The 24,074-nt window shown below is 63.0% G+C and carries 22 protein-coding genes, 1 tRNA gene and 1 pseudogene; 18 read left to right on the top strand and 6 right to left on the bottom strand.

Translation table 11 applies throughout. The features are described from left to right. Positions 1-47: 47 nt before the first annotated feature. From G4G27_RS23160 to G4G27_RS23115, 10 genes are all read left to right on the top strand, one after another. Entirely contained in the window at positions 48-2,207 is a 2,160-nt protein-coding gene (locus G4G27_RS23160) for an acetate--CoA ligase family protein (protein WP_244624476.1), read from the top strand. 28 nt (positions 2,208-2,235) lie between these two features. Further along, a complete protein-coding gene (locus tag G4G27_RS23155) occupies positions 2,236-3,036 on the top strand; it encodes a crotonase/enoyl-CoA hydratase family protein (RefSeq protein WP_183110810.1) in 801 nt (266 codons plus the stop codon). A gap of 4 nt (positions 3,037-3,040) precedes the next feature. Beyond that, the gene (locus G4G27_RS23150) at positions 3,041-4,213 is read left to right on the top strand and encodes a thiolase family protein (RefSeq protein WP_183110809.1); all 1,173 of its coding nucleotides are present in this window, start codon (positions 3,041-3,043) and stop codon (positions 4,211-4,213) included. Between the two features lie 7 nt (positions 4,214-4,220). Then, the gene (locus G4G27_RS23145; RefSeq protein WP_183110808.1) at positions 4,221-4,649 is read left to right on the top strand and encodes an OB-fold domain-containing protein; all 429 of its coding nucleotides are present in this window, start codon (positions 4,221-4,223) and stop codon (positions 4,647-4,649) included. Between the two features lie 130 nt (positions 4,650-4,779). Next, positions 4,780-6,081, top strand: coding sequence for an MFS transporter (locus G4G27_RS23140; protein WP_183110807.1), 1,302 nt, complete (start codon positions 4,780-4,782; stop codon positions 6,079-6,081). Then, positions 6,078-6,836: an HD domain-containing protein gene (locus G4G27_RS23135; protein WP_244624475.1), complete on the top strand. Its 759-nt coding sequence runs from the start codon at positions 6,078-6,080 to the stop codon at positions 6,834-6,836. The genes G4G27_RS23140 and G4G27_RS23135 overlap by 4 nt, the downstream gene beginning before the upstream one ends. A gap of 90 nt (positions 6,837-6,926) precedes the next feature. After that, a complete protein-coding gene (locus G4G27_RS23130; protein ID WP_183110806.1) occupies positions 6,927-7,937 on the top strand; it encodes a protocatechuate 3,4-dioxygenase in 1,011 nt (336 codons plus the stop codon). A 10-nt stretch (positions 7,938-7,947) separates the two neighbouring features. After that, a complete protein-coding gene (locus G4G27_RS23125) occupies positions 7,948-8,616 on the top strand; it encodes an RraA family protein (protein ID WP_183110805.1) in 669 nt (222 codons plus the stop codon). Further along, positions 8,616-9,272 carry an RraA family protein gene (locus G4G27_RS23120; protein ID WP_183110804.1) on the top strand — a complete coding sequence of 219 codons (657 nt, stop codon included), beginning with the start codon at positions 8,616-8,618 and terminating at the stop codon, positions 9,270-9,272. Before G4G27_RS23125 ends, G4G27_RS23120 begins: the two co-directional genes overlap by 1 nt. Positions 9,273-9,291: 19 nt before the next feature. Continuing rightward, positions 9,292-10,290, top strand: coding sequence for an amidohydrolase family protein (locus G4G27_RS23115; RefSeq protein WP_183110803.1), 999 nt, complete (start codon positions 9,292-9,294; stop codon positions 10,288-10,290). A 90-nt stretch (positions 10,291-10,380) separates the two neighbouring features. Here the strand turns inward: G4G27_RS23115 and G4G27_RS23110 are convergent, their stop codons facing one another. Further along, positions 10,381-11,655, bottom strand: a complete 1,275-nt coding sequence (locus G4G27_RS23110) for an aromatic ring-hydroxylating dioxygenase subunit alpha (RefSeq protein ID WP_183110802.1) — start codon at positions 11,653-11,655, stop codon at positions 10,381-10,383. Between the two features lie 184 nt (positions 11,656-11,839). Between G4G27_RS23110 and G4G27_RS23105 the strand changes: the two genes are divergently transcribed. Both G4G27_RS23105 and G4G27_RS23100 read left to right on the top strand, forming a co-directional pair. After that, the gene (locus G4G27_RS23105) at positions 11,840-12,463 is read left to right on the top strand and encodes a MarR family winged helix-turn-helix transcriptional regulator (RefSeq protein WP_183110801.1); all 624 of its coding nucleotides are present in this window, start codon (positions 11,840-11,842) and stop codon (positions 12,461-12,463) included. Between the two features lie 101 nt (positions 12,464-12,564). Next, entirely contained in the window at positions 12,565-14,016 is a 1,452-nt protein-coding gene (locus tag G4G27_RS23100) for an aldehyde dehydrogenase family protein (RefSeq protein WP_183110800.1), read from the top strand. Between the two features lie 20 nt (positions 14,017-14,036). Here G4G27_RS23100 and G4G27_RS23095 read toward each other — a convergent pair whose 3' ends face one another. Next, positions 14,037-15,746 carry a thiamine pyrophosphate-requiring protein gene (locus G4G27_RS23095; RefSeq protein ID WP_183110799.1) on the bottom strand — a complete coding sequence of 570 codons (1,710 nt, stop codon included), beginning with the start codon at positions 15,744-15,746 and terminating at the stop codon, positions 14,037-14,039. A gap of 151 nt (positions 15,747-15,897) precedes the next feature. On the opposite strand from G4G27_RS23095, the gene G4G27_RS23090 reads away from it, so the two are divergent. The 3 genes from G4G27_RS23090 (at position 15,898) to G4G27_RS23080 (ending at position 18,441) form a co-directional block, all read left to right on the top strand. Next, positions 15,898-17,025, top strand: coding sequence for a 5-methyltetrahydropteroyltriglutamate--homocysteine S-methyltransferase (locus tag G4G27_RS23090; protein ID WP_202049626.1), 1,128 nt, complete (start codon positions 15,898-15,900; stop codon positions 17,023-17,025). 213 nt (positions 17,026-17,238) lie between these two features. Then, complete coding sequence (locus tag G4G27_RS23085) at positions 17,239-17,598, top strand: MarR family transcriptional regulator (protein WP_183110798.1); 360 nt, start codon at positions 17,239-17,241, stop codon at positions 17,596-17,598. A 3-nt stretch (positions 17,599-17,601) separates the two neighbouring features. Further along, positions 17,602-18,441, top strand: a complete 840-nt coding sequence (locus tag G4G27_RS23080; protein WP_183110797.1) for a p-hydroxycinnamoyl CoA hydratase/lyase — start codon at positions 17,602-17,604, stop codon at positions 18,439-18,441. A gap of 205 nt (positions 18,442-18,646) precedes the next feature. Here G4G27_RS23080 and G4G27_RS23075 read toward each other — a convergent pair whose 3' ends face one another. Continuing rightward, positions 18,647-19,924, bottom strand: coding sequence for a Rieske 2Fe-2S domain-containing protein (locus G4G27_RS23075; protein ID WP_183110796.1), 1,278 nt, complete (start codon positions 19,922-19,924; stop codon positions 18,647-18,649). A 67-nt stretch (positions 19,925-19,991) separates the two neighbouring features. Here G4G27_RS23075 and G4G27_RS23070 point away from each other — a divergent pair, with 67 nt between their 5' ends. Genes G4G27_RS23070 through G4G27_RS23060 form a run of 3 tightly spaced genes read left to right on the top strand, consistent with a single transcriptional unit; the run spans position 19,992 to position 23,078 of the window. Then, positions 19,992-21,491: an FAD-dependent oxidoreductase gene (locus G4G27_RS23070; RefSeq protein ID WP_183110795.1), complete on the top strand. Its 1,500-nt coding sequence runs from the start codon at positions 19,992-19,994 to the stop codon at positions 21,489-21,491. Positions 21,492-21,517: 26 nt separating this feature from the next. Then, a complete protein-coding gene (locus G4G27_RS23065; RefSeq protein ID WP_183110794.1) occupies positions 21,518-21,946 on the top strand; it encodes a heme-binding protein in 429 nt (142 codons plus the stop codon). A 16-nt stretch (positions 21,947-21,962) separates the two neighbouring features. Beyond that, complete coding sequence (locus G4G27_RS23060) at positions 21,963-23,078, top strand: amidohydrolase family protein (protein ID WP_244624474.1); 1,116 nt, start codon at positions 21,963-21,965, stop codon at positions 23,076-23,078. A 2-nt stretch (positions 23,079-23,080) separates the two neighbouring features. Here the strand turns inward: G4G27_RS23060 and G4G27_RS24380 are convergent, their stop codons facing one another. From G4G27_RS24380 to G4G27_RS23050, 3 genes and pseudogenes are all read right to left on the bottom strand, one after another. Next, positions 23,081-23,251, bottom strand: a complete 171-nt coding sequence (locus tag G4G27_RS24380; RefSeq protein WP_267134677.1) for a transposase — start codon at positions 23,249-23,251, stop codon at positions 23,081-23,083. 67 nt (positions 23,252-23,318) lie between these two features. Further along, positions 23,319-23,653, bottom strand: a pseudogene (locus G4G27_RS24375) (transposase). Positions 23,654-23,966: 313 nt separating this feature from the next. After that, positions 23,967-24,059, bottom strand: a tRNA-Ser gene (locus G4G27_RS23050). Positions 24,060-24,074: the final 15 nt, after the last annotated feature.

Below are 24,074 nucleotides of genomic sequence, written 5' to 3'. Positions count from 1 at the left end.
CTGGCTTTCGGCATTGCCGGAGCCATAATTTCGCGAACGGAAACGACATGAACACCACGATTGTGCCCGACACCCATGAATCGTTGATCGCAGCCGGCGCCAGCGCCGCAGCGGTCGAGTTGTTCATGCGGCCCCGTTCGGTCGCGATCGTCGGCGTGTCGTCGAAGGCGGCAACCGCTGGGCGCACCGTGCTGACCAACCTGAAGCTCAACGAATTTGCGGGCGACGTGCATATCGTCGGCCGCGCCGACGGCGAGATCGATGGCGTCCCGGTTTCGCAAAGCATCGACGATCTGCCCAAGGGCGTCGATCTTGCCGTGTTCGCCCTCCCCGCCGTGGCGGTGAAAGATGCAATGGAGGCGTGCGTGCGGCGCGGCGTGCGGGCGGTGACCGTATTTTCCTCGGGCTTCGCGGAGATCGGCAACCATTCCGCGCAGGAGGAACTGGCGGCCATCGCCCACGACGGCGGCATCGCGATGCTCGGCCCCAATTGTCTCGGCTATACCAACCTGGTCGACGGCATGCCGGTCGGCTTCGCCAATGCGCGCAAGGTCGCGCGCACGCCATCCGACGGCACCCGGCCAGCGGTCGCGATGGTGTCGCAAAGCGGAGGACTGATGGCATATGTCAGTTCGACACTAGCTTCTCGCGGACTGCCGATGTCGTACACGGTCTCGACCGGCAACGAGGCCGGCATCGGGCTCGCCGACTTCATCAATTTCTTCACGCTCGACCCCGCCACCACGGTCATCGCGCTCTATCTGGAGGAGGTGCGCAAACCCCAGGAGTTCCTCGCCGCCGCCCGTCGGGCGCGTGCTGCCGGCAAGCCCGTCATCGCGATCCACCCCGGACGCGGCGAGAAGGGCAAAGCGGCGATCCAGTCGCATACCGGTGCGCTCGCCGGCGACTATGTGTCTATGCAAGTCCATCTTTCCCGCGCGGGCGTGACGCTTGTCGAGACATTGGAAGAGCTGGTCGATGTCGCCGAAATCCTCGCGCGCTATCCGCAGCCGCCGGTGGCCGGACCGGGCATATTGACATTTTCGGGGGGCTTCTGTGCGATCGCGCACGATTTCCTGGAGGAAGAAGGGCTGGAGATGCCGGCGCTGACCGAGGACGTCCGCGCTGCTCTGGAGCCTAAGCTGCCGTCATATATTCCGCCCAAGAACCCGCTGGATCTCGGCACCCAGGCTATCTGGCAGCCCGAGCTGACGCAGATCGGCACCGAAGCGTTGATGAGCGATCCGAACCTGGGCAGCGTGATCGTTGCGATCAACAGCGGCACCGCGCGGTCGCAGCACACCTATGGTCCTTATTTCGTCGAGGCGCTGAAGGGCCGCTCCAAGCCCGCGATCCTCAGTTTTCCTGCCCCGGAGCTCGATCCAGATTTCGCGCAGGCAGTGCTCGACAACGGGCTGATACTCAGCCGGTCGATTGAGCGGTCGATGCGGGCGATCTCTCGCGTCACGCACTATGGACGCGCGCTGGAACGCAATGCTCGTTCGGTCATCCACGCGCCGTTCGAAGATCTGGGCGTGCTGGGCCGCGGCCCGCAGCCTGAATGGGTGGGCAAGCGTTTGCTTTCGGCGATCGGTATCCGGATCCCCGATGGCGACCTTGCCCGCACGCTGGACGAGGGAGTAGCGATCGCTGAACGTGTTGGTTTCCCGGTCGCGATCAAGGCGCAGGCGGGCGCGCTCGCGCACAAGACGGAGGCGGGTGGCGTGATGCTGAGCATCCGCAACGCCGACGCCCTGCGCACCGCCTGGCAGACGCTGCACGACAATATCGCGCGCGCGGCGCCGGGTCTCATGCTCGATGGCGTGCTGATCGAACGCATGGCTGACAAGGGGCTGGAGCTGATGATCGGTGCGAAGCGCGATCCGAAATGGGGTCCGGTGGTGCTGATCGGTCTCGGCGGCATCTGGGTGGAAGCGTTGGGAGACGTGCGGCTGGTGCCGGCGGACATGGCGGTCAAGGATATCATTGCCGAACTCGACAAGCTGCGCAGCGCCAAATTGTTGCATGGCGTGCGTGGTGCACCCCCGGTCGACATACAGTCCGTCGCGGCGACGGCGTCGCTGATCGGCAGGCTGATGATGACCGTGCCCGAGATCGAGGAGATCGATCTCAATCCCGTCTTCGTTCATGCCGAAGGACAGGGCCTCACCGCGGTGGATGCGCTAGTCATTACAGGCCAGGGTTGAGCGACGCGCCCATCGAAAGGAAGTCGAGATGAGCGAGACCCTGGTGACCTACGAGCTGGAAGGCGACATCGCGATCGTCGGCATCGATCGCCCCGCCAAGCGCAACGCCGTCAACATCGCCGTAATGGAGCAGATGCACGCCGCGTTCGAGCGGGCGGCGGGCGAGGCACGGGTAGGCGTGCTGTTCGGCCATGGCGGCAATTTCTCCGCCGGTCTTGATTTGACGGAAGCGGCAGCGCGGATGAGCGGCGGCGCGCCCTTCAAGCCCTGGGAGCGAGGGCGCTGGACGGTGCCACTCGAACTTGTCGCACGCGGCCCCATACCGTGGATCGCCGCAATCCAAGGTGCTTGTATCGGCGGTGGGCTGGAAATCGCCGCAGCGTGTCAAATCCGCGTGGCCGACGAAACCGGCTTCTTCGCGCTGCCCGAAGCCAAACGCGGCATCTTCGTCGGCGGCGGTGGCGCGGTGCGGATTCAACGGCTGATCGGTTATGCCCGCATGTCCGACATGATGCTGACGGGTCGTGTCCTGAGCGCGGCTGAGGGCGAACGCGCCAACCTGTGCCAATATGTCGTCCCCGCCGGCGAGGCGCTGAGCAAGGCGAAGGACCTGGCGCTGTCGATCGCGAGCAATGCGCCGACCACCAACTGGGCGATCTGCGCGGCGCTGCCCCGCATCGCCGAGATGGGCCACGGCGATGGACTGTTCTTCGAAGGCCTGATCGGGGGCGCCTCGCGGGGCGCAACGGACACCAGCCGCATCGCGGCCTTTATCGAGCGCGGCGAGAACAAGGTGGTCGCCCCGGACGAAATTACGCGAGAGGATTGAGATCATGGCGCTCAGCGACAATGCCATCATCGGTTATGCGGAGACCAAGATCGTCCCGCGCAGCGAGGTCGACATATGGGAGCTCGCCGCTGAAATCCTTGACGACATCATCGGGCAGACCGGGATCGCCAATGACGAGATCGACGGGCTGATCCTGTCGTCGTCCTCGACCGGGGCGGGCAACAATTTCTGGTCGCAGACCATGGCCGATCAGCTGGGGCTGGAGCTCAACTTCTGCCAGACGGTTGATATCGGCGGCAGCTCGCCGCTCGGCGCGGTCGCGCGCGCCTGCGCCGCGATCGATGCAGGGCTGGCGGCGACGGTGCTGTGCCTGTTCGCCGACACGGCGGTGGCGGAGAATAACGGCCGGCCGCGATCCTATGGCGCGGAATGGACGACGCCGTTCGGCTATCTCGGCGCGCCGGCTGCCTTTGGCATGCTCAGCCGTTATTATGACGATCGCTTCGGACTCGATCCTCATGCGCTCGGCAAGCTGGCGGTGGCGCAACGTGAGCACGCCCTGCGAAACGACAATGCCTGCGAAAAGCTGCGCACGCCGATCACCGTCGACGATTATGTCAACTCGCGGATGATAAACGATCCGATCCGCTTGCTCGACTGCGTGATGCCATGCGACGGCGCGAGTGGCGTACTCGTGACGGGACGCAAGGCGGCGGAGAAGCGTGGTCTCACCCGCTGCGTCGTGCCGGTCGGTTATGGTGAGCGCACCAATGTCGGCGCGCGCAGTTCGATCGTCGATCCGACCTTGACCGGCCACCGCGTCGCCGGCGAACGCGCCTTCGCCCAAGCCGGGCTAACGCCGGCCGACATCGGTTCCTTCCATCCCTATGACGACTTCATCATCGCGATCATGATGCAGTTGGAGATGCTGGACTTCTGTCCGCATGGCCAAGGTGCCGCCTTCATCCACGAGACCGATTTTCAGTTCTCCGGCGATCTGCCGCTCAACACCGGCGGCGGCCAGATTTCCGCGGGCCAATGCGGTTTGGCGGGTGGCGGCACCAACCTGGTAGAGGCGGTGCGCCAGCTATTCGGGGACGGCGGGCCACGACAGGTGCGGAACAGCGCCAGCGCACTGGTGACCGGGATCGGCGGTATTCCCTACGGCCGCAACTGGAACACCAGCACCGTCCTGATCCTCACACCTAACGCTTGAGGGCGGCATGACCCGACTGAACGACTTGCTCGACATCGAACGGCCGCTGCCGCCCGCGCGCAGCTTTTCCGCGCCTTTCTGGGATGCGACGCGCGAGAAGCGGCTTGTGATCCAATATGATCGCATCGCGGACGCATTTCAATTCTACCCTCGCCCGACGAGCATCTTCACCGGCCGGCGCGACACGCTCGAATGGCGCGAAGTCTCGGGCCGCGGGAAGCTGTTCAGCTACACGATCGTGCGCCGCGCACGACCGCCGTTCCGCGACCATGAACCCTATGTTGTCGCGATGGTGACGCTCGACGAGGGCGTCAACGTCATGAGCAATCTCATCGGGTGCGCCGAGGAAGACCTGGCTGCGGATCTCCCGCTGAAGCCCTATTGGCACCCGCTCCCCGACGGTCGTCACCTCCTCCTGTTCGAACCCGATCGATGACCGGGGAAATGCAACGAAGATGTTGTCATAAGCAACAGAATGATTGACTCGCACACTACGCAGTCAGATACCGGCGGCCATAACATATGGGCGCCGCCATGCGCGGCGGCGCGTAGGATAGGGAGCTGACATGGCGACCGGGGCGCTTGTTCAAAAAAGCCTGTTCGGTGTGAACCTCGACTATCCGGGGTGGAGGGTGGTGGCCGCGGGCTTCCTCATCTTCTTCTTCGCATTCGGCGGCCCGACCGCCAGCATGCCGCTGTTGTACAACGAGGTCATCCACGAATTCGGCTGGTCGCGCACCACCGCGACGCTGATCTATACGTGGAAGGGCATCACCGGGGCGGTTGTCGCGATCTTCCTGATCGGCCCCCTGGTCGAACGCTTCGGGCTCAAGCCTGTATTCCTCACCGTTGTCACGCTTCAGGCGATCGGATTCGCGGCATTCCTCGCGGTGCATTCGGTCTGGACCTATTATCTGACAGGCTTCCTGATCGGACTTGGCCAAGGCGCGGTGTTGTTGTGCATCAAGCTGATGGTGTCGCGCTGGTTCGTCCGCAATGTCGGGCTGGCCGGTGCGATGGCATTGGCCGGATCGAGCATCGGCGGTATCGTCTTTCCCTGGTATATTCTGGCGACGATGCCGGCGCTCGGCTGGCGGCTCACTTTCGCGTTGATCGGCATCGGCATCTTCGTGGTCGCGATTCCGCTGATCCTCGCCGCCAGGCCGGAGCCGACTGAAGAGGAGCTTTTGCCGGAGATCGGGAGCAGCAATGCCGCAGCGTCCTCACCGGGCGTGGCTGGCGCGGCGCGTGCGGCGGAACTCGACCTCAGCTTTGGCCAACTGATCCGCCGGCCGATGTTCTGGGGCATCGTGCTCAGCGTGATGATCATCGCTGGCGTCGATCAGGGACTATTCCAGAACTCCCAGCTCTATTTCACGCGTGAGGCGGGCTTGAGCCCGGCACTCGCAGTCAGCGCGCTGTCGGTCACCTTCCTGGTCGGCATGCTTTCCAAGTTCGTGGCGGGCTGGTTCTTCGACAAATATTCCGTGCGCGGGGTGACGCTCTGGTATCTGCTCATCGCGCTGATGGTGATCCTGGCCTTTCCGGTCGACAATTATGCGACGGCACTGTTGTTCAGCTTCTCGCTCGGCGTCGCGCATGGCGGGCTCGTCTGCGAAGGCCCGGTGCTCGCCAAGCATGTCTACGGGCCAAAGCACATGAACCGGGTGCTGCCGGTGATCACCGGCTTCTTTTCGCTTGGGTCCGCATCGGGGCCTGCGCTGCTTGCGTTCTTCTACGACCGGAACGGCAGCTACGCGATGGGCTTCGCGCTGTTCGTCGGGCTGGCACTGCTGGCGGCGCTGATGCTGTCGCGCGTCCGCCCGCTGTATCGCGACCGCCTTCACTCCGCGACGAGGGCCGGATGAGCATGAACCGGCTCGACGACCTCCACCAGCGTGCCGACGCGTTGGAGGAGGAGATGAGCCGCCAGCTCGAAGCGCTGGCGGTCAAGTCGGTGATCTATGTGTCGGGCGAGATCGATCCGGTGAAGGAGCGTCCGGTAGCAGCCAATCCAGCCGGGCGCCCATATCTCATGGGCCCCGACCCGCGCCTTTCGACGATGCCCGCGCGGCCGACGCTGATCGACTTTTTCCGCTGTCGGTTCGGCCCATCGGCGCACCTGCTGCAAAGCGCGCGCCTGGCGCTGCGGGCGGGGCACGATGAAAAGATCGTTCTGGCTTGCCTCCTGCACGACATTTCGGTGATCGGCTTCATCCGCGCCGATCACGGATATTGGGGCGCGCAGCTGATCGAACCCTATGTCGATCCGGAAGTCGCCTGGGCGGTTCGCCAGCATCAGGCGCTACGCTTCTATCCCGATGAATCGGTCGGGTATGAATATCCCGAGGCCTATCTGCGCATGCTCGGTGCGGATTACCGGCCCGACCCGCATATCGACCGCGCCTATCAAGCGGCGCGCGCCCACCGGTGGTACATGAGCGCGCGGCTTGTGACGATGAACGACCTTTACGCATTCGATGCCGACGTGATCGTCGATATCGAGGATTTCACCGACCTCATCGGCCGTAATTTCCGCCAGCCGGCCGAAGGACTCGGCTTCGACGACAGCCCTTCGGCACATATGTGGCGCACGATCATGATGCCGACCCGCTTCCTATAACAAGCGATACAATGTTGTAAGTGGCGTTCATATTGTTTACTGAGTCTACAAAATCCGATGCAGTCACAGCTGGAAAGGTGGAAAGAGAACATGGCCGAGATCGTGCTAGGAATGTGGACGTCGCATGGGCCGACTTTATCCACCACGCCCGAGCAGTGGCTGCTGCGGGTCGCCGCCGACAAGCGCAACGCGCATCCGTTCCGCGGCGAGATTTATGACTTCGATGCGTTGGTGACGTTGCGCAAGGACGAAGGACTTGCCGAGGCGTCGTCGCTTGCGGAACGCGAACGACGCTCGGCATCATGCCAACGCGCCATCGCCGAGATGGCGGATCGCTTCGCAGCGGCCAAGGTCGATATCGCCGTCATCATGGGCAACGACCAGCGCGAACTATTCCTGGAAGACGTGACGCCGGCCGTGACGATCTACCTTGGCGATACGATCTGGGATCAACCGGCCACCGAGGAACAAGCCGCACGGATGCCGCCTGGCATCCATGAAGCGGAATGGGGGCACAGCCCGCCCGAGCGTCGCGAATATCCCGCCCTGCCCGAACTCGGCACGGAGGTCTGCCGCCAGCTTGTCCCGCAGGGCTGGGATCTCGCAGTCTCGAAGCGTCTGCCCGAACCAGTGGGGCATTGGTCCAGCGGCGCGCCACATTCGCTCGGCTTCATCTACCGCCAAATCATGCGCGACCGCGTCGTCCCGAACCTGCCGGTCATCATCAATACCTTCTTCCCGCCCAACCAGCCGACCGCGCGCCGCTGCTTCGATCTGGGACGGGCGATCGGGCAGGTCATCCGCGGCTGGGACAAGGACCTGCGCGTCGCGGTGTTCGGATCGGGCGGGATGAGCCATTTCGTCATCGATGAGGCTTTCGATCGAAAGTTCTTCGAAGCATTGCGCACGCGGGACATCGAGACGCTGTGCGCGATCGAGGACCGTCATCTCCAGTCCGGCACATCCGAACTGAAGACCTGGATCGCGGCCGCGGGCGTGTTGTTCGATACGGACCTGACCGGTGACGTCGTCGGCTATGAGGCGTGTTACCGCTCGGAAGCCGGCACCGGAACGGCGAACGGTTTCGTCGCCTGGCAATGACGAGGATTCCATGACGGAAGATGTGAAGGTGGTCCGCCTGAGGGCTCTCGATGCCTGCGCGGTTTCGGACGCGCTGGACAAGCTCGGCTTGACAGGGTGCGTCACCGGGCTGCGCTCGGCCTCTCCCGGATCCCGGATCGCGGGGCGGGTGCATACGGTGAAGCTGAAGTCCGGCAACCCGCCCGCCGGTCGTCCGCCAGTCCATCTCGGCGCAGCTGCGATCGACGCGAGCGGGCCGGACGACGTGATCGTGGTCGAACAGTCCACGGGGATCGACGCGGGCTGCTGGGGCGGCATCCTGTCTCGCGGCGCGTTGATCAAGGGGATCGCGGGCGTGATCGCCGAGGGGCTGGTCCGCGATGTGGATGAGGCGCGTGAGATCGGTTTTCCAGTTTTCTGCCGCGGTTACACCGCCCGCACCGCGCGCAACCGCGTCTATGAGGATGCGACCGACGTGCCGGTGGCAGTGGGCGGCTTCACGGTGGAGGCGGGCTACTACGTCATCTGCGATTCCAGCGCGGCGGTGTTCGTTGCGCCGACCGACATCGACCGCGTTCTCGATGCCGCTGAAGACATCGCTCGCCGCGAGGCGGAGATGACGCGTCGCCTCGGGACCGGCGAACTGGCCAGCGCGGTGTTGGGCGCGAACTACGAATATATGCTGAGAAGCGAGGCGTGATGAGCGATGACCGCAACGTGGCACGCGCGGGCGCGATGGATACCGCGACGATCAGCGACGCGCTCGACCGCCTCGGCATCGTCGGGCAATGTTATCGGATCGCTGGGCGTGACCCGTCCTTCCGGATGGCGGGCCGCGCCTTCACCATGCTGTGCGGCCCGGCATCGACGCCGCCGGGGACGGTCGGCGACTATATCGACGACGTGCAGGAGGGGCATGTAGTCGTGATCGACAATGGCGGGCGCGACGACGCGACGATCTGGGGCGATATCCTGACCGAGATCGCCCATCGCCGGCGTCTGGCGGGAACGGTGATCGACGGGATCAGCCGCGACGTCGCGCTATGCCGCAGCCTTGGTTATCCAGTGTTCAGCCGCGGCCACTGGATGCGCACCGGCAAGGACCGAGTGCAGGTCGAAGCGACCAATTGCCCGGTCAACATCGGCGGCGCACGTGTGGCGCCGGGAGACATCCTGCACGGCGATGCCGATGGCGTCGTCGTGATCCCGCAGGCGCACGAAGAAGCGGTACTCGCTGCGGCCGAAGAGATTCATGCAGTGGAGGGCCGCATTCGCGAAGCATGCCGAGGCGGCATGCGGCTCGACGAAGCGCGCGCCCGGTTCAAATATCACCAGCTGCAGACGCGGCAGAAGTAACGAACAAGGGATCTTGCGCATGATTATCGATTGCCATGGCCATGTGAGCGCGCCGGTGGAACTATGGGCTTACAAGGCCACCCTGCTCGCTCATCGCGGATCGCACGGCCGGGGCAGCGTGAAGGTCACTGACGAACAGATTGTCGCCGCGGCTCACCACAAGGAAACCTGGCCCGACGGGCATATCGAACTGCTGCACAATCATGGCACCGACATGCAGCTGATCTCGCCACGCCCGTTTCAGATGATGAATTCGGCAAAACCCGCCCGGGTGGTTCATTGGTTCTGCGAGGAAGTGAACACGCTGATCCATCGCCAGTGCACGCTGCTGCCCGATCTCTTCATTCCGGTCGCCGGATTGCCGCAGGCCGCGGGCGAAGCGATCGAGGCGGTCTTCCCGGAGATGGATCGCTGCGTCTCGATGGGGTTCAAGGGCTTCCTGCTCAACCCCGATCCATACGAGAATGGCGCGGAGGAAGCACCGTCGCTCGGCGATCGCTACTGGTATCCGCTTTATGAGAAGCTGTGCGACCTGGATCTTCCTGCCCACATCCACGCGACAGGATCGCAGTCCGAGCGGACTCCCTATTCGCTGCACTTCATCAACGAAGAGACGATCGCCACCTACAATTTGTGCACCTCGCAGGTGTTCGATGATTTCCCCGACCTGAAGGTGGTGGTGAGTCACGGCGGCGGCGCGATCCCGTATCAGTTCGGTCGCTTCGAATCGCAGTCGCGGCGCACCAAGCACCTGTTTTCCGAACGGATGGCGAAGCTCTATTTCGATACCGTGCTCTATACCGAAGGCGCGTTGCGTCTGCTGATCGAGACAGTAGGGCCGGAACGCTGCCTGTTCGGGTCCGAATGCCCGGGCGTCGGCTCGACCGTCGACCCCCAGACGGGCCGGCAGATGGACCACATCGCGCCTTACATCCAAAAGTTCGACTTCCTGACCGACGCCGACAAGAAACTGATCTTCGAAGACAATGCGCGCAAGGTGTTCAACCTGGACGTGTAGCGCACGCCAGCCGATAGTCTGACAAATCTTATCGCAAAAGGCCGGCCGATCGCTTCGGCCGGCCCGTTGCTCCCGACGCCGCCCGATTGCTCAGGTGTCGACATAACCCTTTGTGTCCTGCGCGATCCCCGTCGCCTGTTCCTGCAATTGCCGGACATGTTCGGGTTGGCCATATTGGAAGATGAAACGCTTCAGGTGCAGCGCGCCACCGGCCTTGATCTCCTCGGCGGTCATTCCTTCGGTCACGGCGTCGCGGTCGATCGTCGGCAGCGGGATGGCCTTGTTGATCGCAGGATTGCGGATGATCGCCTTGGGATCTTCGCCGAGCTGGACCTTTTCCATGTCGCGCAGAAACTGCCGACGCATCATGCCGACGCCCTTGTCGCTCAGTCCCAGATGCTCCTCGGTGCGGTCCGAGATTGCGCCCTGGCCGATCCAGGCGACGAAATCCTGGTTCATCACATGGCTGATGATCCATTCGCCGCGCTCGTCCTTGGTCGGGCCGTACCACACGGGAATGCTCTCCTGCACATATGGTTCGGCATCCCTGGGCACCCGCGTGAAGAACCAGCCGACGCTCAGCATATTCTCGTCATCGACCGGCACGCGGAACTCGAAATGGTCACCGGTGAACATGCCGTTTGGCCACAGGCATGCGCGGCCGATCGTCCATAGCGGGTGAGTTTCGTCGGTGTCCTCGCGAATTCGGTTGTAGGTAAAGCCATAGTCGTATTCGCGGAAGTCGATCTTCAGGTGTTTCGGACCATAAGGCCCGGTCTCCCCGCGCAGGCGCATGCTCCAATTGGCATGCATCCATTCGAAATGGATCGGGTCGATCGAATTTTCCTGGCCCTGCAGCCAGTTGCACGGCAGCTCGGAAATCACGATCTGGCAGAAGCCGTTTTTCCACGAAAACGGCTCCCAGTCGGGCAATTCGGGTGCCGGGGCGGGACCGAGATAGGCCCAGAGCAACCCGGCGAGCGCGCGCACCGGATAGGCCTTGATCGTCACACGGTCCTTGTAGCGACCGCTCGGATTGGCGGTCTCCTCATAGGGCTGGTCGACGCACCGCCCATCCTTGTCGAACATCCAGCCATGGTAGCTGCACCGCAGCCCGCAATCCTCGACCATGCCGTACGCCATGTCGGCGCGACGATGCGGACAATGGCGATCCACCAGCCCGAAATTGCCTGACAGGTCCTTATACAGAACCAGGTTCTCACCCATCAGGCGCACGGTCTTGGTCGCCTTGTCGTCGAATTCGCTGACGCCCGCGATCGGATGCCAGTAGCGGCGCAGCAGCTCGCCCATCGGTGTGCCGGGCCCGACGCGTGTCAGCCGATCATTCTGTTCCTGCGAAAGCATCCCTGGTTCGCCTCTCCGGAGTCAAGGAAACCGACCCTTACGGTCCGATCATTAGGAATTTGATTGTCATAGACAACGATTATCGTCAAGGGAGGTTGATGCGAGCATCGATATCCGCTGCGGTTTGCTTGTGCGCGGCGCAGTCTGCGCTATGGTGCTTTGATGTCGGAGCGGGAAAACGCGTGTGCCTAAAACGAGCGGCGAGCGGACGGCTGAGCAGCCGAGCTTTCGAAACCTGCTGACCTTTCGCCTGCACCGTGTTGCGCGGATATCGGAACGCATTTCTGAGCAATTTTACCGAAAGCATCTCGACCTTTCGTTGCCCGAATGTCGTGTGATCGGCATTACCGCGGGCTATGGATCGGTGTCGTTCAAGCGCGTGGCCGCCGCCGCCAATCTGGAAAAAAGCTACGCCAGCCGTGTGGTTTCCGCTCTTGTGGACCGCAAGATTGTGGAGAAGCTGGTCAATCCGTCGGACAGCCGCTCCGTGCTGTTGCAACTGACAGCTCACGGCAATGTCATTCATGGTCAAACCTATGAACTAGCGCTGGCCCTCAACAACTTGCTGCAACTTCCCTTCACTCAAGCCCAGGTGGGCGACTTTCTCGCTTTCCTGGCGACCTTCGAGCAACAGCTCGACAGAGCGGCTGGATCGATCGAATGGGAGGATATTGCGGCCGCAGCGCGTGTTGGGGCTCCGCCGCCGCCCGAATCGGGAGAGGAAACCTTCGGTCAAACCTTTGATCTCGACAGGCATTTCGCCCGACAGCTTCACGATATGCTGGGTCGTTACCTCGCCTCGGATTAACGGCCCGAATGACGAGCGACTTCTGCCGGAGAGCTTGGTTGTAGACTCAGACAACAAATTTCATATATTCTTTCCGCCGAGGATTTCGGGGAGAGCGTGGCATGAGCGACATTTTGGTGCAGGACCGGCCGAACCCGGAAGACGTGATCGACGGCCACCTCATTGACGGGCGGATCGTGGCAAGCACGCGCAGTTTCGAGGTCATCGACCCCGCCACCGGTCAGCCTTTCTCGACCTGTCCGGACGCCGATGCCGAACAACTCGACGCTGCAGTCGCCGCCGCGCGGCGTGCATTTCCCGCTTGGGCGGCATTGGGTTTCGCGCGGCGGCGTGAATACCTCCATGTGCTGGCGGACGCGATCACCGCAGCAGCCGATGAATTGGCTCCGCTGCTGACGCGCGAACACGGCAAGCCGATCGAGCAGGCGCGAATGGAACTGTCGCTCTCCGGTCATCACATCAAGCAACTCGCCGCGCTGGGATTGTCGGATGAAGTGTTGCGTGACGATGAAAAGGGACGGGTCGAACTGCGCTACCATCCCTTGGGTGTAGTCGGCGCGATCGCTCCATGGAATTTCCCCGTCGCGTTGGCGATGCACAAGGTCGCCCAGGCGCTCTATACCGGGAATACGCTTGTCCTTAAGCCGTCACCCTACACGCCGCTGACGACGCTGGCGATTGGCCGCCTCGCCGCCAACCTCCTTCCTGCCGGGGTCCTCAATGTCGTTGCCGGTGGAAACGATCTCGGCGCGTGGATGACCGCCCATCCCGGCATCGACAAGATCACTTTCACCGGATCAGTGGCAACGGGCAAGAAAGTGATGGCGAGCGCAGCCGCCACATTGAAGCGCATCACGCTCGAACTCGGCGGCAACGACGCCACGCTGGTGCTTGACGATGCCGACCTGGATGCCGCCGCAGCAGGGATCGCGCGTAGTGGTTTCTACAATTGCGGCCAGATCTGCATGGCGATCAAGCGGGTTTACGTGGCCGATGCGGTTCATGACGCATTGTTGGACAAGCTGGTGATTGCGGTCGGCAAACTTAAGGTCGGACCCGGCAGCCAGCCGGGCATGGACATGGGTCCGATTCAGAACCGTGTGCAGTACGACAAGGTCAGGGCCTATTTGACCGACGCGGTTGCGCGGCCCGGCGCGCAGGTATTGCTCGGCGGGCAAGTGCCCGAGGGCGACGGCTACTTCATCCAACCGACACTGATCGCCGGTCTGGCGGACGACGCGCCGTTGGTCTGCGAGGAACAGTTCGGGCCCGTCCTGCCGGTGCTGTCCTTCGCATCCGTCGACGACGCCGTGACACGGGCGAACGATTCACGCTTTGGTCTGGGCGCGTCGGTGTGGAGCCGGGACGAGGCACGCGCCAAGGCGGTGGCCGACCGGCTGATGGCAGGTACGGTTTGGATCAACCGCCACGGCCTGAACGAATCGGACGTACCGTTCGGCGGGATGAAGGAATCCGGCTATGGGCGCGAGCACGGCGTGCTCGGCATCCGTTCCTATCAGGAACTGCAGGTGGTCAGCCGGCCCGCGAACTGAACCGGCCGGCTCAATGGCCTTCAGCGCCGCGCGACCCTGACCTCGACCAGCGCTTGGCGCCGTTCCTCTCGAATGACCCGGACGGCCTCCGCGAGCGCGCGGTCCAGCTGTTCGGCGGTCTCGACACGCGCTGCCCAACCGCGCGACGCCTCGGCGATCTTGCAGAAATCGGGTAAAGGCTCGAGCGAGGTGAGCGGCATCACATTGGCGCGCGCAGCGTGGCCTTGCGGATAGAGCCCAAGCGTCGATCCGCGCACCGCGCCCCAGATGCCATTGTTGAACACCACCGTCAGGATCGGCAGGCCATGCGCCTCGGCGATCTGGTGGCAAGCGACCGGATTGGCGAACATGTAGCTGCCATCGCCCAGCGTCGCGAGGACCAGCCGTTCCCGGTCGGCCAGCTGCACGCCCAGCGCGGCGGGCAGCCCCCAGCCCAGCCCACCGGAGATGGGGTTCTGGAAAAACTGGTCGGCGCGCAGTTCGGGCATATATTCCGGCTTCGTGCCCAACTCGCTCACGATGCAGCCCTCCGCGCCGACGAGCTGAGCAAGCATGCGGGAGACATAGGCCGACGAGAGTGGTTGGCCCGGATCGGCGGCCTGCGCGTCGAGCGTCGCCCGACGCTGACGATGACGCTTTGCAAGCTGGTCGAAGCGCGCTGTCCGGTCACGCGACGGCATCGCACCATCCAGGGCGGCGACTATGTCGGCGGTCGATCCGGTCAGCGCGACGTCGCACGCGAAACCTCGCAACGGCACCTCCAACTGGAGCGGGTCAGGTCCCGTTTGGATCACCACCGCATCTTCCGCCAGCGCGTGACGATGTGGCAGCCATGGCACGATCGCATCCAGCACCAGCACCACGTCGGCAGCGGCCAGATCCTCGGCCGGATCGAACCCGGCATGCATCGGCGACACCCCGGCGATCGACAATTGTGACGGCCAGAACTCGACCACCGCAACGGCATGGCGCTCGGCGAATGCGGTCAGCCGGTCGAACGCGCCATGGTGCGCGCCGGCCCGGACGGCGAGGATCAACGGCCGGTCGGCTCCGTCGAGCAGCTTCGCAGCTCGCGCCAGCGCATCAGGGTGAGGTGCGGGTCGCGCTGGTGCGTTGCGCGGCGGCGAATCCTGATATGCGGTGACGCCGCAAAGCGTTTCGCGCGGCAATCCGAGATAGACCGGACCGCGCGGCGCGGACGTTGCGACCGCCGCGGCGCGATCGACCAGGTCGGCCATCTGTTCCGGATGCGTCAGCGTCGCATCCCATTTCACCGGCTCGCGAATCATCGCCGTCTGGTCGCGCATGTTCTGACCCCAATTGATCGGCGAGTTGCGATGCCCGAAGGTACCAGCTTCGGTAGCCGGCGTAATGCCGCTGGCGACGATGATGGGAACCTGATCCGACGCAGCGTTCAGCACACCCATCACGCAGTTCGCCAGCCCGACATTGGTGTGCACCATCACCGCCTGCATCCGGCCGGTGGCGAGGTAATAGCCATGCGCCATGCCGAGCGCAGCGGTCTCATGAGGGACGAGCACCGGCGTCGGCACGGCGAAGCGCGCGATCTGGGCGCGCGCAAATCCTTCGATCACCGGTGCGAAATCGGTGCCGCCATTCGCAAAGAGATAATCGACGCCGTTCGCGGCAAGACGGCGGAGGAATATTTCACCAGCAGTCGCTTCGGTTGGGGTGGCGTCCGATGATGCGATTGTCGCGGTGATGGTCATGCTGCTCTCCTCGCTGGCGGCGCCCTTTTGGTCCCGGTGCCGGTCGACATCGCGCGATCGCGACGATCGCCGTGCTCGATATCCTTTTTGCTTGAAAATAGTTGTCGTAAGCTACAAAAATCGTTCCAAGAATCAATCAAGGAGAGATGACTTGAAGCCAGCGCCCTTTCGTGCGGACCATGTCGGCAGCCTGATCCGTCCCGATTATCTGATCGAAGCGCGGCAGCAGTGTGCGGCGGGCGAGATCGGTGCGGACGAGCTCAAGTCCGTGCAAGAGGAGGCGATCCGTGAGGTCGTCGCGCTACAGGAGGCGATCGGACTATGTTCGGTCACCGATGGCGAATATAATCGCGGAAGCTGGCACACCGATTTCCTGCTGCGCTTCGAGAATGTCGAGCCGCACCAGTCGGCGCACAAAAGCACGTTTCGCAACGCCGAGGGTACGATCGAGAACAAGCCGCACACTGTGCGCGTCACTGGTAAGCTCGGCCGGCCAAACCAGATCTTCGTCGATGATTTCAAATTCCTGAAATCGGTCACTCGCGAAACGCCGAAAATCACCATTCCGTCGCCCTCGATCATGCACTTCCGCGGTGGTCGCGAGGCGATCGACACTGTGGCCTACCCGACGATGGACGAATTCTACGCCGACCTGGCATCGGTCTATGCACAGGAGATCGGCGACCTGGCCGATGCAGGCTGTCGTTACCTTCAGATCGACGAAACCAATTTCGCCTATCTGTGCGATCCGGCGTTGCGGGCGCAGGTGCAGACCAGCATCGGCGAGGATCCGGAAGAACTGCCACACATCTATGCCCGCCTGATCAACGCGGCAATCGCCGGGCGCCCCGATGATATGGCAGTATGCATGCATGTCTGCCGCGGTAACTTCGCCGGTCGCTGGGTAGCGGAGGGCGGTTACGAGCCCGTCGCCGACGTGATGTTCAACGAACTGAACATCGACGGCTATTTTCTGGAATATGATTCGGAGCGCGCCGGCGGATTCGAGCCGTTGCGCTTCGTGCCCAAGGGCAAGCGCGTTGTGCTTGGCCTTGTCACGACGAAGCATGGCCAGATGGAAAGCGCGGATGAACTCAAGCGCCGCATCGAGGAAGCGGCGAAATTCGTCGATATCGAGCAGCTGGCGCTATCTCCCCAATGCGGCTTTTCCAGCGGGATCGGTGGCAACACCATGGGCATCGAGGATGAGAAGGCAAAGCTTTCACTTGTCGTCAAGGTTGCTGAAGAGGTTTGGGGCGCCGCCCGCGCGATTTCCTGATCCGCGCCGGATTCGGCCGCAGCGGCGGATTGACATTGTGCGCTGCCTATATCAAGTAGCTTTATATAAATAAGGTTTTCATAGGGTTTGATTATGGGTCAAATAGTGTCCCCGACTGATGAAGCGCCGGCAAAAAATTCGTCACCGTCGCGCCCGCGCCTCCTCTATCTTATCAAACGCTCATATGCCGCCGCGAAGGTCGTGCTTGATGACATGACTCGCGCGCACGGCATAACGACGAGCGACTATACGATGTTGTCGTTCCTGCGCCGGCTCGAACCCTGCTCGGCGGCGGATCTGGCGCGTGCGCAGAAGGTGACGCCGCAAGCGGTGACGCAACAGGTTGCGTCATTGCTCGTCAAAGGGTTGGTGACCCGCCGCGAAAGCGACGAGAACCGTCGCATCGCTATGCTCTCCATGACGTCGCTCGGTCATACCGGCCTGGCGGAAATCAGCGCGCAGGCGCGACAGATCGAAACCGAAATGCTTGCCGGGCTGAGCCCCAAGGAACAGGACGTCATCCTCGATTTCCTTGCCCGCTCGGCCGCGATCCTCGAAAGAAAGGGAGCCTAGCTGATGGCCGATGATTTCTCCTTTGAGACCGTGAAGGTCGATGTCGAAGACGGTATCGCCTGGGTCTTGCTGAACCGGCCGGCCAAGCGCAACGCGATGAGCCCGACCGTCAATCGTGAGATGATGCAGGTGCTCGATATGATTGAGCTGCGCGACGACATCGGCGTCATGGTGCTGTCAGGCGAGGGCGAAGCCTTTTCTGCCGGTATGGATCTGAAGGAATATTTCCGCGAAACGCAGAATTTGTCGCCCGTCGTTCAGGCGCGCTATCGTCGCGCCGCGACCGACTGGATGTGGCGCCGGCTGATGCATTATCCCAAACCGACCATCGCTATGGTCAACGGCTGGTGCTTCGGCGGTGCGTTCACGCCGCTAGTCGCGTGCGACCTGGCGATCGCCGCTGACGAAGCCACTTTCGGTTTGTCGGAAATCAACTGGGGCATCATCCCGGCCGGCAATGTCACGCGTGCCGTGGCGCAGGTAATGAATCACCGCGATTCACTCTGGTACATCATGACGGGCGAGCCGTTCGACGGGCGCAAGGCGGCGGAGATGGGCCTGGTCAACCGATCGGTTCCGCTCGCCGAACTGCGGGCCGCCACCGAGACGCTGGCGCGCACGCTGCTGGGCAAGAACCCGACCGTGCTGCGCCATGCCAAGTCGGCATTCAAGTTCGTCGAGAGCCTGGACTGGGACACGTCCGAAGCGATGCTCGGCGCGATGGCCGCGTCATCCGCCGCGGCCGATCCGGAGCGCGGGCGCGCCAAGGGCATGGCGCAATTCCTTGACGAGAAATCCTACCGCCCCGGCCTCGAAGGCTATCGTCGGATAGAGACCGCCTGATCCGCGGTCCGGCCCGCCCCGGCGATGTATCGGGACGGGCCGTCAAGCTGCGACAACGACGGCACCGGAGCGCGCTGCTTCCAGAACACCGGTCCGATGCATCGATCAGCAGCGGGGAAGCGGGATGGTCGCGAAGGCGCCTGATGCCGCGAGATATAACCGGTCGAGCCGTATGCCGATGTTCACTGAGTTTGGAATATCGCGCTCAGCCGCTACTCGCCCAGGCCATTTCGGGCGGATTGAACGCATCAATGCACTTCCAGCTCTCGCCTTGAGGATAAGTTGCCGACAGCGCGCGCAGCGCGGTCAATCGGGACTCGGTGCCCAGGAACGGCACCGTCCTGTCGTCGCGGTGCGCCTTCACCGCCTGCAACAACAGGCGCCGTGCCAGCGCGATCACAACGTCGGCGGCGCCCAGGAATTCGCGGCTGCGATCGACGATCGGTCCCATCGATTCCTGGACGACGAAATCCTCATAGGCATTGGTCCGTCCGACAATGCCGCTCCAGTGCCCGGCCTTCATCGCGGCCCGGTCCTGATGCCACATGTTGCTCGCGTCCCCCATGTCGGAATTGAAATGGTCAGGATCAAGCGAATCGGTGCCGAATTCGAGATAGGCTTGCGTATCGATCGGCCTGTCGAGATCGAAGCGCAGATACCATTGGATCACGTTCTCGTCATCGATCGGCACGGAGATGACGGTCACGCCGATATGCCCAGGCAGGCGCGGGATCAGCGAGTAGTTGGGCAACACAACCTCGCGGATGCGCGCATAGCATTCATCGTCGGGCAGATCGCGGATCGCCGCTTCGCGAAAGCCATAGGGCCGCACTTCGAACTCAAAGCGGGGTGTCTTGTACGTCCGCATGAAGCTGGATTCGGACCGCTGCCCCTGCGACCCGCGCAACGCGCCGTCGCGCGAATGGAGGAAACCCACATGTGCTGAATCGAGCGTCGCCTCCAGCGCCTGAAGCCAGTTGCAGCGGAGTATGCCGCGCTGCGGCTGAATATGGTCGTCGGGCAGCGCCGACCATTCGAAGTCGGGCAGCGGTGGCGGTGTTTCATGTCGGCCGATATGGACCCACAGCATTCCTGCCATTTCGCGCGCATGGTATCGGCGTGTCGGCACCTTGCTGGCGAACAGGTCCCGACGCGCCTCCGGCTCTGTCGGACAGTCCGCAACCCGTCCTGTCGCATCGACCTTCCACCCGTGGAAGATGCAGCGCAGCCCACCATCCTCGTTCCGCGCGAGCGCCATCGAGGCGCAGCGATGCGGACACGCTTCGTCGATGAAGCCGACGCTGCCGTCCGGTGATCGGAATGCGACGAAGTTCTCGCCAAGCAGTCGCACCCGTTCCGGTGCGCCGCCGGGTTCCAGCTTAGCCGACCGTACGACCGGAAACCAGTATTCGCGCATCATCTCGCCCATCGGCGTACCGGGACCGACGCGCGTTAGCAGCTCGTTGTCCACCTTGCTCAACATCTTCTCACCTCCTGATTTTTCTGCCGACGCCAGTTGATCGCCGAGCAATAAACTATATGATAGTAATATGGATACAGGCAAGATTCGGTCCGGTGCAAGTACGCCGGAAATGCTTTTGGAGGCAGCGCGCGAGACGCCCGTGGTCGCCCGGGTCGAGGTGCTCGTGGTCGGCGCGGGAGCGGGCGGCTACCCAGCGGCCATCCGTGCTGCGCGCAACGGCGCCGAAGTGATGGTGATCGAACGAAACACGGTGGTCGGTGGCACCGGCCCGATGGCGTTCGTGACCGAATTCCTCAGCTGCGAGAATATCAGCGGCATCCTGCGCGAACTGCAGCAGCGGCTGGCGGCCTGCGACGCCGGGCCGTCCGAGTTTTTGCCCGAATATTTCAACCTCGCCTATGATCCAGAGATGATGAAGCTGGCGGTGCTCGACATGCTGGTCGAGGCCGGCGTCAGCATCCTGCTCGGCACACAGGTCGTCGACGTCGTGATGGACGGCCGCACGGTGCGCGGCGTGATCGTCGAGAACAAGTCCGGCCGGCAGGCTATCCTCGCCGATGTGGTGATCGACGCCAGCGGCGACGCGGACGTCGCGGCGCGTGCCGGGGTCGCAATGCATCCGCCGGCTGATCCGCAGCCGATGATGATGCTGTGCCGCATGGGTGGTGTCGACTGGCAGCGGATGCAGGGCCATGCTCGCGCCAATCCTGACGACTTCTCCAAGCTATGGGGCACGCCGGCCAATGCGCTGGACGGGGCGCAGTATGTCCACCTGACAGGCTGGAAATCGCTGGTCGAGGAAGGGAAGCGCGAGGGCGCCCTGCCCGGTGCGTTTGGCCATCACATTTCGATCTTCGGCGCGACATCCGCCAACCTGCGCAACGGAATCGGCTATGTCTATGCGGTGCAAGTGCTCGGTCGCGATCCGACCGACGCTGCCGACCTGTCCGGCGCAGAAATCGAGGGGCGCCGCCGCGCGCGCGACTTTCTGCCGTTTCTGCGACGCATCCCGGGCATGGAAGATGCCTTCCTGATCGACATGGCGCCGCAGATCGGTGTGCGCGACAGTCGCCGCATCGTCGGCGACTATACGCTCAATCGCGACGACATCTTTGATGGCGCGGTGTTCGACGACGAAATTGCGCTCAAGGTTCATCGGGGACCCAATGTGAAAGGCTGGGTCCGCCACAAGCCCGATGGCAGCGAGGGCGGCAAAGGCCATGATCTCGCCGAACTGCCAATCGAGGTTGCATTGCTCGGCATTCCCTATCGCTGCCTGTTGCCCGCGGAGGTGGAAAATCTGCTTGTCGCCGGCAAGACCGTGTCGTTCGATGCCGAAGCGCACCAGCGCGTGCGGCTGATGCCCGAATGCATCGCAATGGGCGAGGCGGCGGGCACCGCCGCGGCGGTGGCGGTACGCGATGGCGTATCCCCTCGCACCGTAGACGTCGGCGAGGTGCGCCGGCTGCTGGTTGAAGGCGGCATGAACCTCGATCGCTTGCAGGTGCGCCTGAAAGAGGTTCGCCAAACGCTCGCCGACCGCGGCCTCAATGTCGTGATGGCCTGACGCGGCCTTTGAATAAGGAATCGGAAATGACCGTCATCTCCCTGGAGCAGGCAAATGCAATCGTCGCAGCAGCGCTCGCAAAGGGTGCCGAGTTGCAACTCAATCCGCTGAGCGTCGCCGTGCTTGATCCCGGCGGGCATCTCGTCACTTTCGCGCGCGATGACGGCGCATCGACGATGCGACCGCAGATCGCGTGTGGCAAGGCGGGCGGCGCACTCGCACTCGGCACGTCCTCGCGAATCATCGCCACGATGGCGGCAGAGCGTCCTGCCTTCGTCGCGGCGCTCGGCGGGTTGTCACAACATGGCGTAATCCCCGCGGCCGGCGGCTTGATCGTCACCGATGCCGCAGGCGCGGTGCTGGGCGCAGTTGGCGTGACCGGTGACACGTCGGACAATGACGAAGAATGCGCGATGGCGGGAGTCGTTGCGGCCGGACTGGTCGCACGAATCTAGACCATCATAGCCATTTATGGACGGCGGCCGCCAGTTGCTCAGGCCGCTTGACGACAACACAAGGGAGACGGACATGCTGGGAGATACTGCGATCGAAGGACGCGCCTATAAGCGGATCGCGACCGAAGAAGCTTTTTGCCCGCCAGAATTGTTGGAGCGCTATCGTCGTCTGCTTGCTGACAATGCAGTGGACGACATTGGCTTTAACGGCATGTGGGGTTTCTACGCCAATTCCAGCAGCGACCGTTGCCAATTCATCCGCGATCACCTGACCGATGTCGGCGACGTGCGCCTGTCTCATATGGATGAGGCGGGGATCGACTTCGCCGTGCTCGCGCTCACTTCACCAGGCGTGCAGGTCATGACGACGGCGGACGGGACCGCCTTCGCCACCTATGCCAACGACTGGCTGGCCGATGCGATCGCGCGCAATCCCGACCGGTTTGACGGCCTGGCCGCCTGCGCTCCGCAGGACCCCGTGGCAGCCGCGAAGGAGATCGAGCGCGGCGTCACGAAGCTGGGTCTCAAGGGCGTGATCGTCAACTCGCACATCCAGCACGAATATCTCGACGACCAGAAGTTCTGGGCCGTGTTCGAGGCGGCCGAGGCGCTCGATGTTCCCATCTACCTTCATCCCAACTCGCCGAGCGATGGACTTATCAAGCCCATGCTCGGCCGCGGTCTCGACGGCGCGATTTGGGGATTCAGCGTCGAAACCGGGCTGCACGTATTGCGCATCATCGTGGCCGGCGTGTTTGATCGTTTCCCGAAGCTGCAACTGGTGCTCGGCCATGTCGGAGAGTCGCTGCCATTCACGCTATACCGGCTCGATTACATGCACCGTGCCAGTGCCGCATCGGGCCGCTACGAAGGCATGCCGGCGCTCAAGCGCTCGATTTCCGACTATCTGCGAGACAATGTCCATTACACTAATAGCGGCGTGGCATGGGATCCTCCGATCCGTTTCCTCCAGGAAACGATGGGCGTCGACCGGGTGATGTACGCGATGGACTATCCATACCAATACAGCGTGGAAGAAGTCGCCCGGCTCGACGCGATGACGATCGAACCCGCCGCGAAAAAGGCATTTTTTGAGGACAATGCGCGCAAACTCTTCAAGCTGGCGATCTGATTTCACTTTGTGGCGTGGGACTGCCAGTCCAGATGTTCAGTCCCGGCATTTAAGGGGTTGGATCGGGTGTGAATCATCCTGATCCAATCATCGAGCACCTCCCGCCTGCCGTCGCTGTTGACGCCGACCGCGATGGTCACCGCGACCGAGACGATGCGGCCGGCCTGGCGCACCCTGAGGTAGGTGGCGTTGATCCAGACATACGGCCAGTCGCCTTCGATCGACCGATCGAGGACGCCTTCACGCGCACTCGATCTCCTCGCGGAGCCGGCTCACCTGGCTCTTGGAGATGCCGCTCATCCTCATCGCATTGACCAGATCATCGGCCGACCGGGTCGAGATGCCATGGATATAGGCCTCCTGCACGACCGCGGTCAGCGCCTTCTCGGCCAGCCGGCGGGGCTCGAGGAAAGCCGGGGAAGTAAGCTGCCCTTGCGCAACTTGGGGATGCGCAGTTCAACCGTGCCCGCCCGGGTCTCCCAGTCGCGATCGCGGTAGCCATTGCGCTGGGCGAGGCGCTCGACGTCCTTCTCACCATAAGCAGCGCCGGTCAGGCTGCCCACTTCCAGCTCCATCAGCCGCTGCGTGGCAAAGCCGATCATGTCGCGCAGGGAATCGGTCCGGGCTCTTTCCCACAAGCGCCTGCAGGTCCATCGTGTGGTTGGTCATTGGCGCGTCCTCGTTCAAGGTGGATGTCGCAACCCAACCTTATCCGAAGATCTCCGATGACTACCCGCGAAGCCGCCCCGCCGATCTAGCCCTGCTCGTTCCGTCGCAGTCTGTTCACGGCTGGTCGCCGCAGTTCGCGGAAATCCGTATCAGAAACCCGGACGGAGACCGGGACGGACAAAACAAAACCAGAAAAAATCCAATGATTTCAACAGGTTTTGGCGGAGACGGAGGGATTCGAACCCTCGGTACCAGTAAACCCGGTACGGCGGTTTAGCAAACCGCTGGTTTCAGCCACTCACCCACGTCTCCGGACCCGGCGGCAAG

Origin of the sequence: Sphingomonas sp. So64.6b (genome assembly GCF_014171475.1) — a bacterium.
In the GTDB taxonomy this organism is placed as follows: domain Bacteria; phylum Pseudomonadota; class Alphaproteobacteria; order Sphingomonadales; family Sphingomonadaceae; genus Sphingomonas; species Sphingomonas alpina_A.
The sequence above is the reverse complement of the archived record's forward strand: the minus strand, read 5'-3'. Positions and strand labels throughout refer to the sequence as shown.

Coding starts and splice junctions, on each gene's coding strand:
- G4G27_RS23150 (WP_183110809.1), top strand. CDS start 3,041: ATGGCGCTCAGCGACAATGCCATCATCGGTTATGCGGAGACCAAGATC.
- G4G27_RS23110 (WP_183110802.1), bottom strand. CDS start 11,655: ATGCTTTCGCAGGAACAGAATGATCGGCTGACACGCGTCGGGCCCGGC.
- G4G27_RS23135 (WP_244624475.1), top strand. CDS start 6,078: ATGAGCATGAACCGGCTCGACGACCTCCACCAGCGTGCCGACGCGTTG.
- G4G27_RS23080 (WP_183110797.1), top strand. CDS start 17,602: ATGGCCGATGATTTCTCCTTTGAGACCGTGAAGGTCGATGTCGAAGAC.
- G4G27_RS23125 (WP_183110805.1), top strand. CDS start 7,948: ATGACGGAAGATGTGAAGGTGGTCCGCCTGAGGGCTCTCGATGCCTGC.
- G4G27_RS23075 (WP_183110796.1), bottom strand. CDS start 19,924: ATGTTGAGCAAGGTGGACAACGAGCTGCTAACGCGCGTCGGTCCCGGT.
- G4G27_RS23095 (WP_183110799.1), bottom strand. CDS start 15,746: ATGACCATCACCGCGACAATCGCATCATCGGACGCCACCCCAACCGAA.
- G4G27_RS23065 (WP_183110794.1), top strand. CDS start 21,518: ATGACCGTCATCTCCCTGGAGCAGGCAAATGCAATCGTCGCAGCAGCG.
- G4G27_RS23060 (WP_244624474.1), top strand. CDS start 21,963: ATGGACGGCGGCCGCCAGTTGCTCAGGCCGCTTGACGACAACACAAGG.
- G4G27_RS23130 (WP_183110806.1), top strand. CDS start 6,927: ATGGCCGAGATCGTGCTAGGAATGTGGACGTCGCATGGGCCGACTTTA.
- G4G27_RS23145 (WP_183110808.1), top strand. CDS start 4,221: ATGACCCGACTGAACGACTTGCTCGACATCGAACGGCCGCTGCCGCCC.
- G4G27_RS23115 (WP_183110803.1), top strand. CDS start 9,292: ATGATTATCGATTGCCATGGCCATGTGAGCGCGCCGGTGGAACTATGG.
- G4G27_RS23155 (WP_183110810.1), top strand. CDS start 2,236: ATGAGCGAGACCCTGGTGACCTACGAGCTGGAAGGCGACATCGCGATC.
- G4G27_RS23140 (WP_183110807.1), top strand. CDS start 4,780: ATGGCGACCGGGGCGCTTGTTCAAAAAAGCCTGTTCGGTGTGAACCTC.
- G4G27_RS23120 (WP_183110804.1), top strand. CDS start 8,616: ATGAGCGATGACCGCAACGTGGCACGCGCGGGCGCGATGGATACCGCG.
- G4G27_RS23070 (WP_183110795.1), top strand. CDS start 19,992: ATGGATACAGGCAAGATTCGGTCCGGTGCAAGTACGCCGGAAATGCTT.
- G4G27_RS23160 (WP_244624476.1), top strand. CDS start 48: ATGAACACCACGATTGTGCCCGACACCCATGAATCGTTGATCGCAGCC.
- G4G27_RS23085 (WP_183110798.1), top strand. CDS start 17,239: ATGACTCGCGCGCACGGCATAACGACGAGCGACTATACGATGTTGTCG.
- G4G27_RS23100 (WP_183110800.1), top strand. CDS start 12,565: ATGAGCGACATTTTGGTGCAGGACCGGCCGAACCCGGAAGACGTGATC.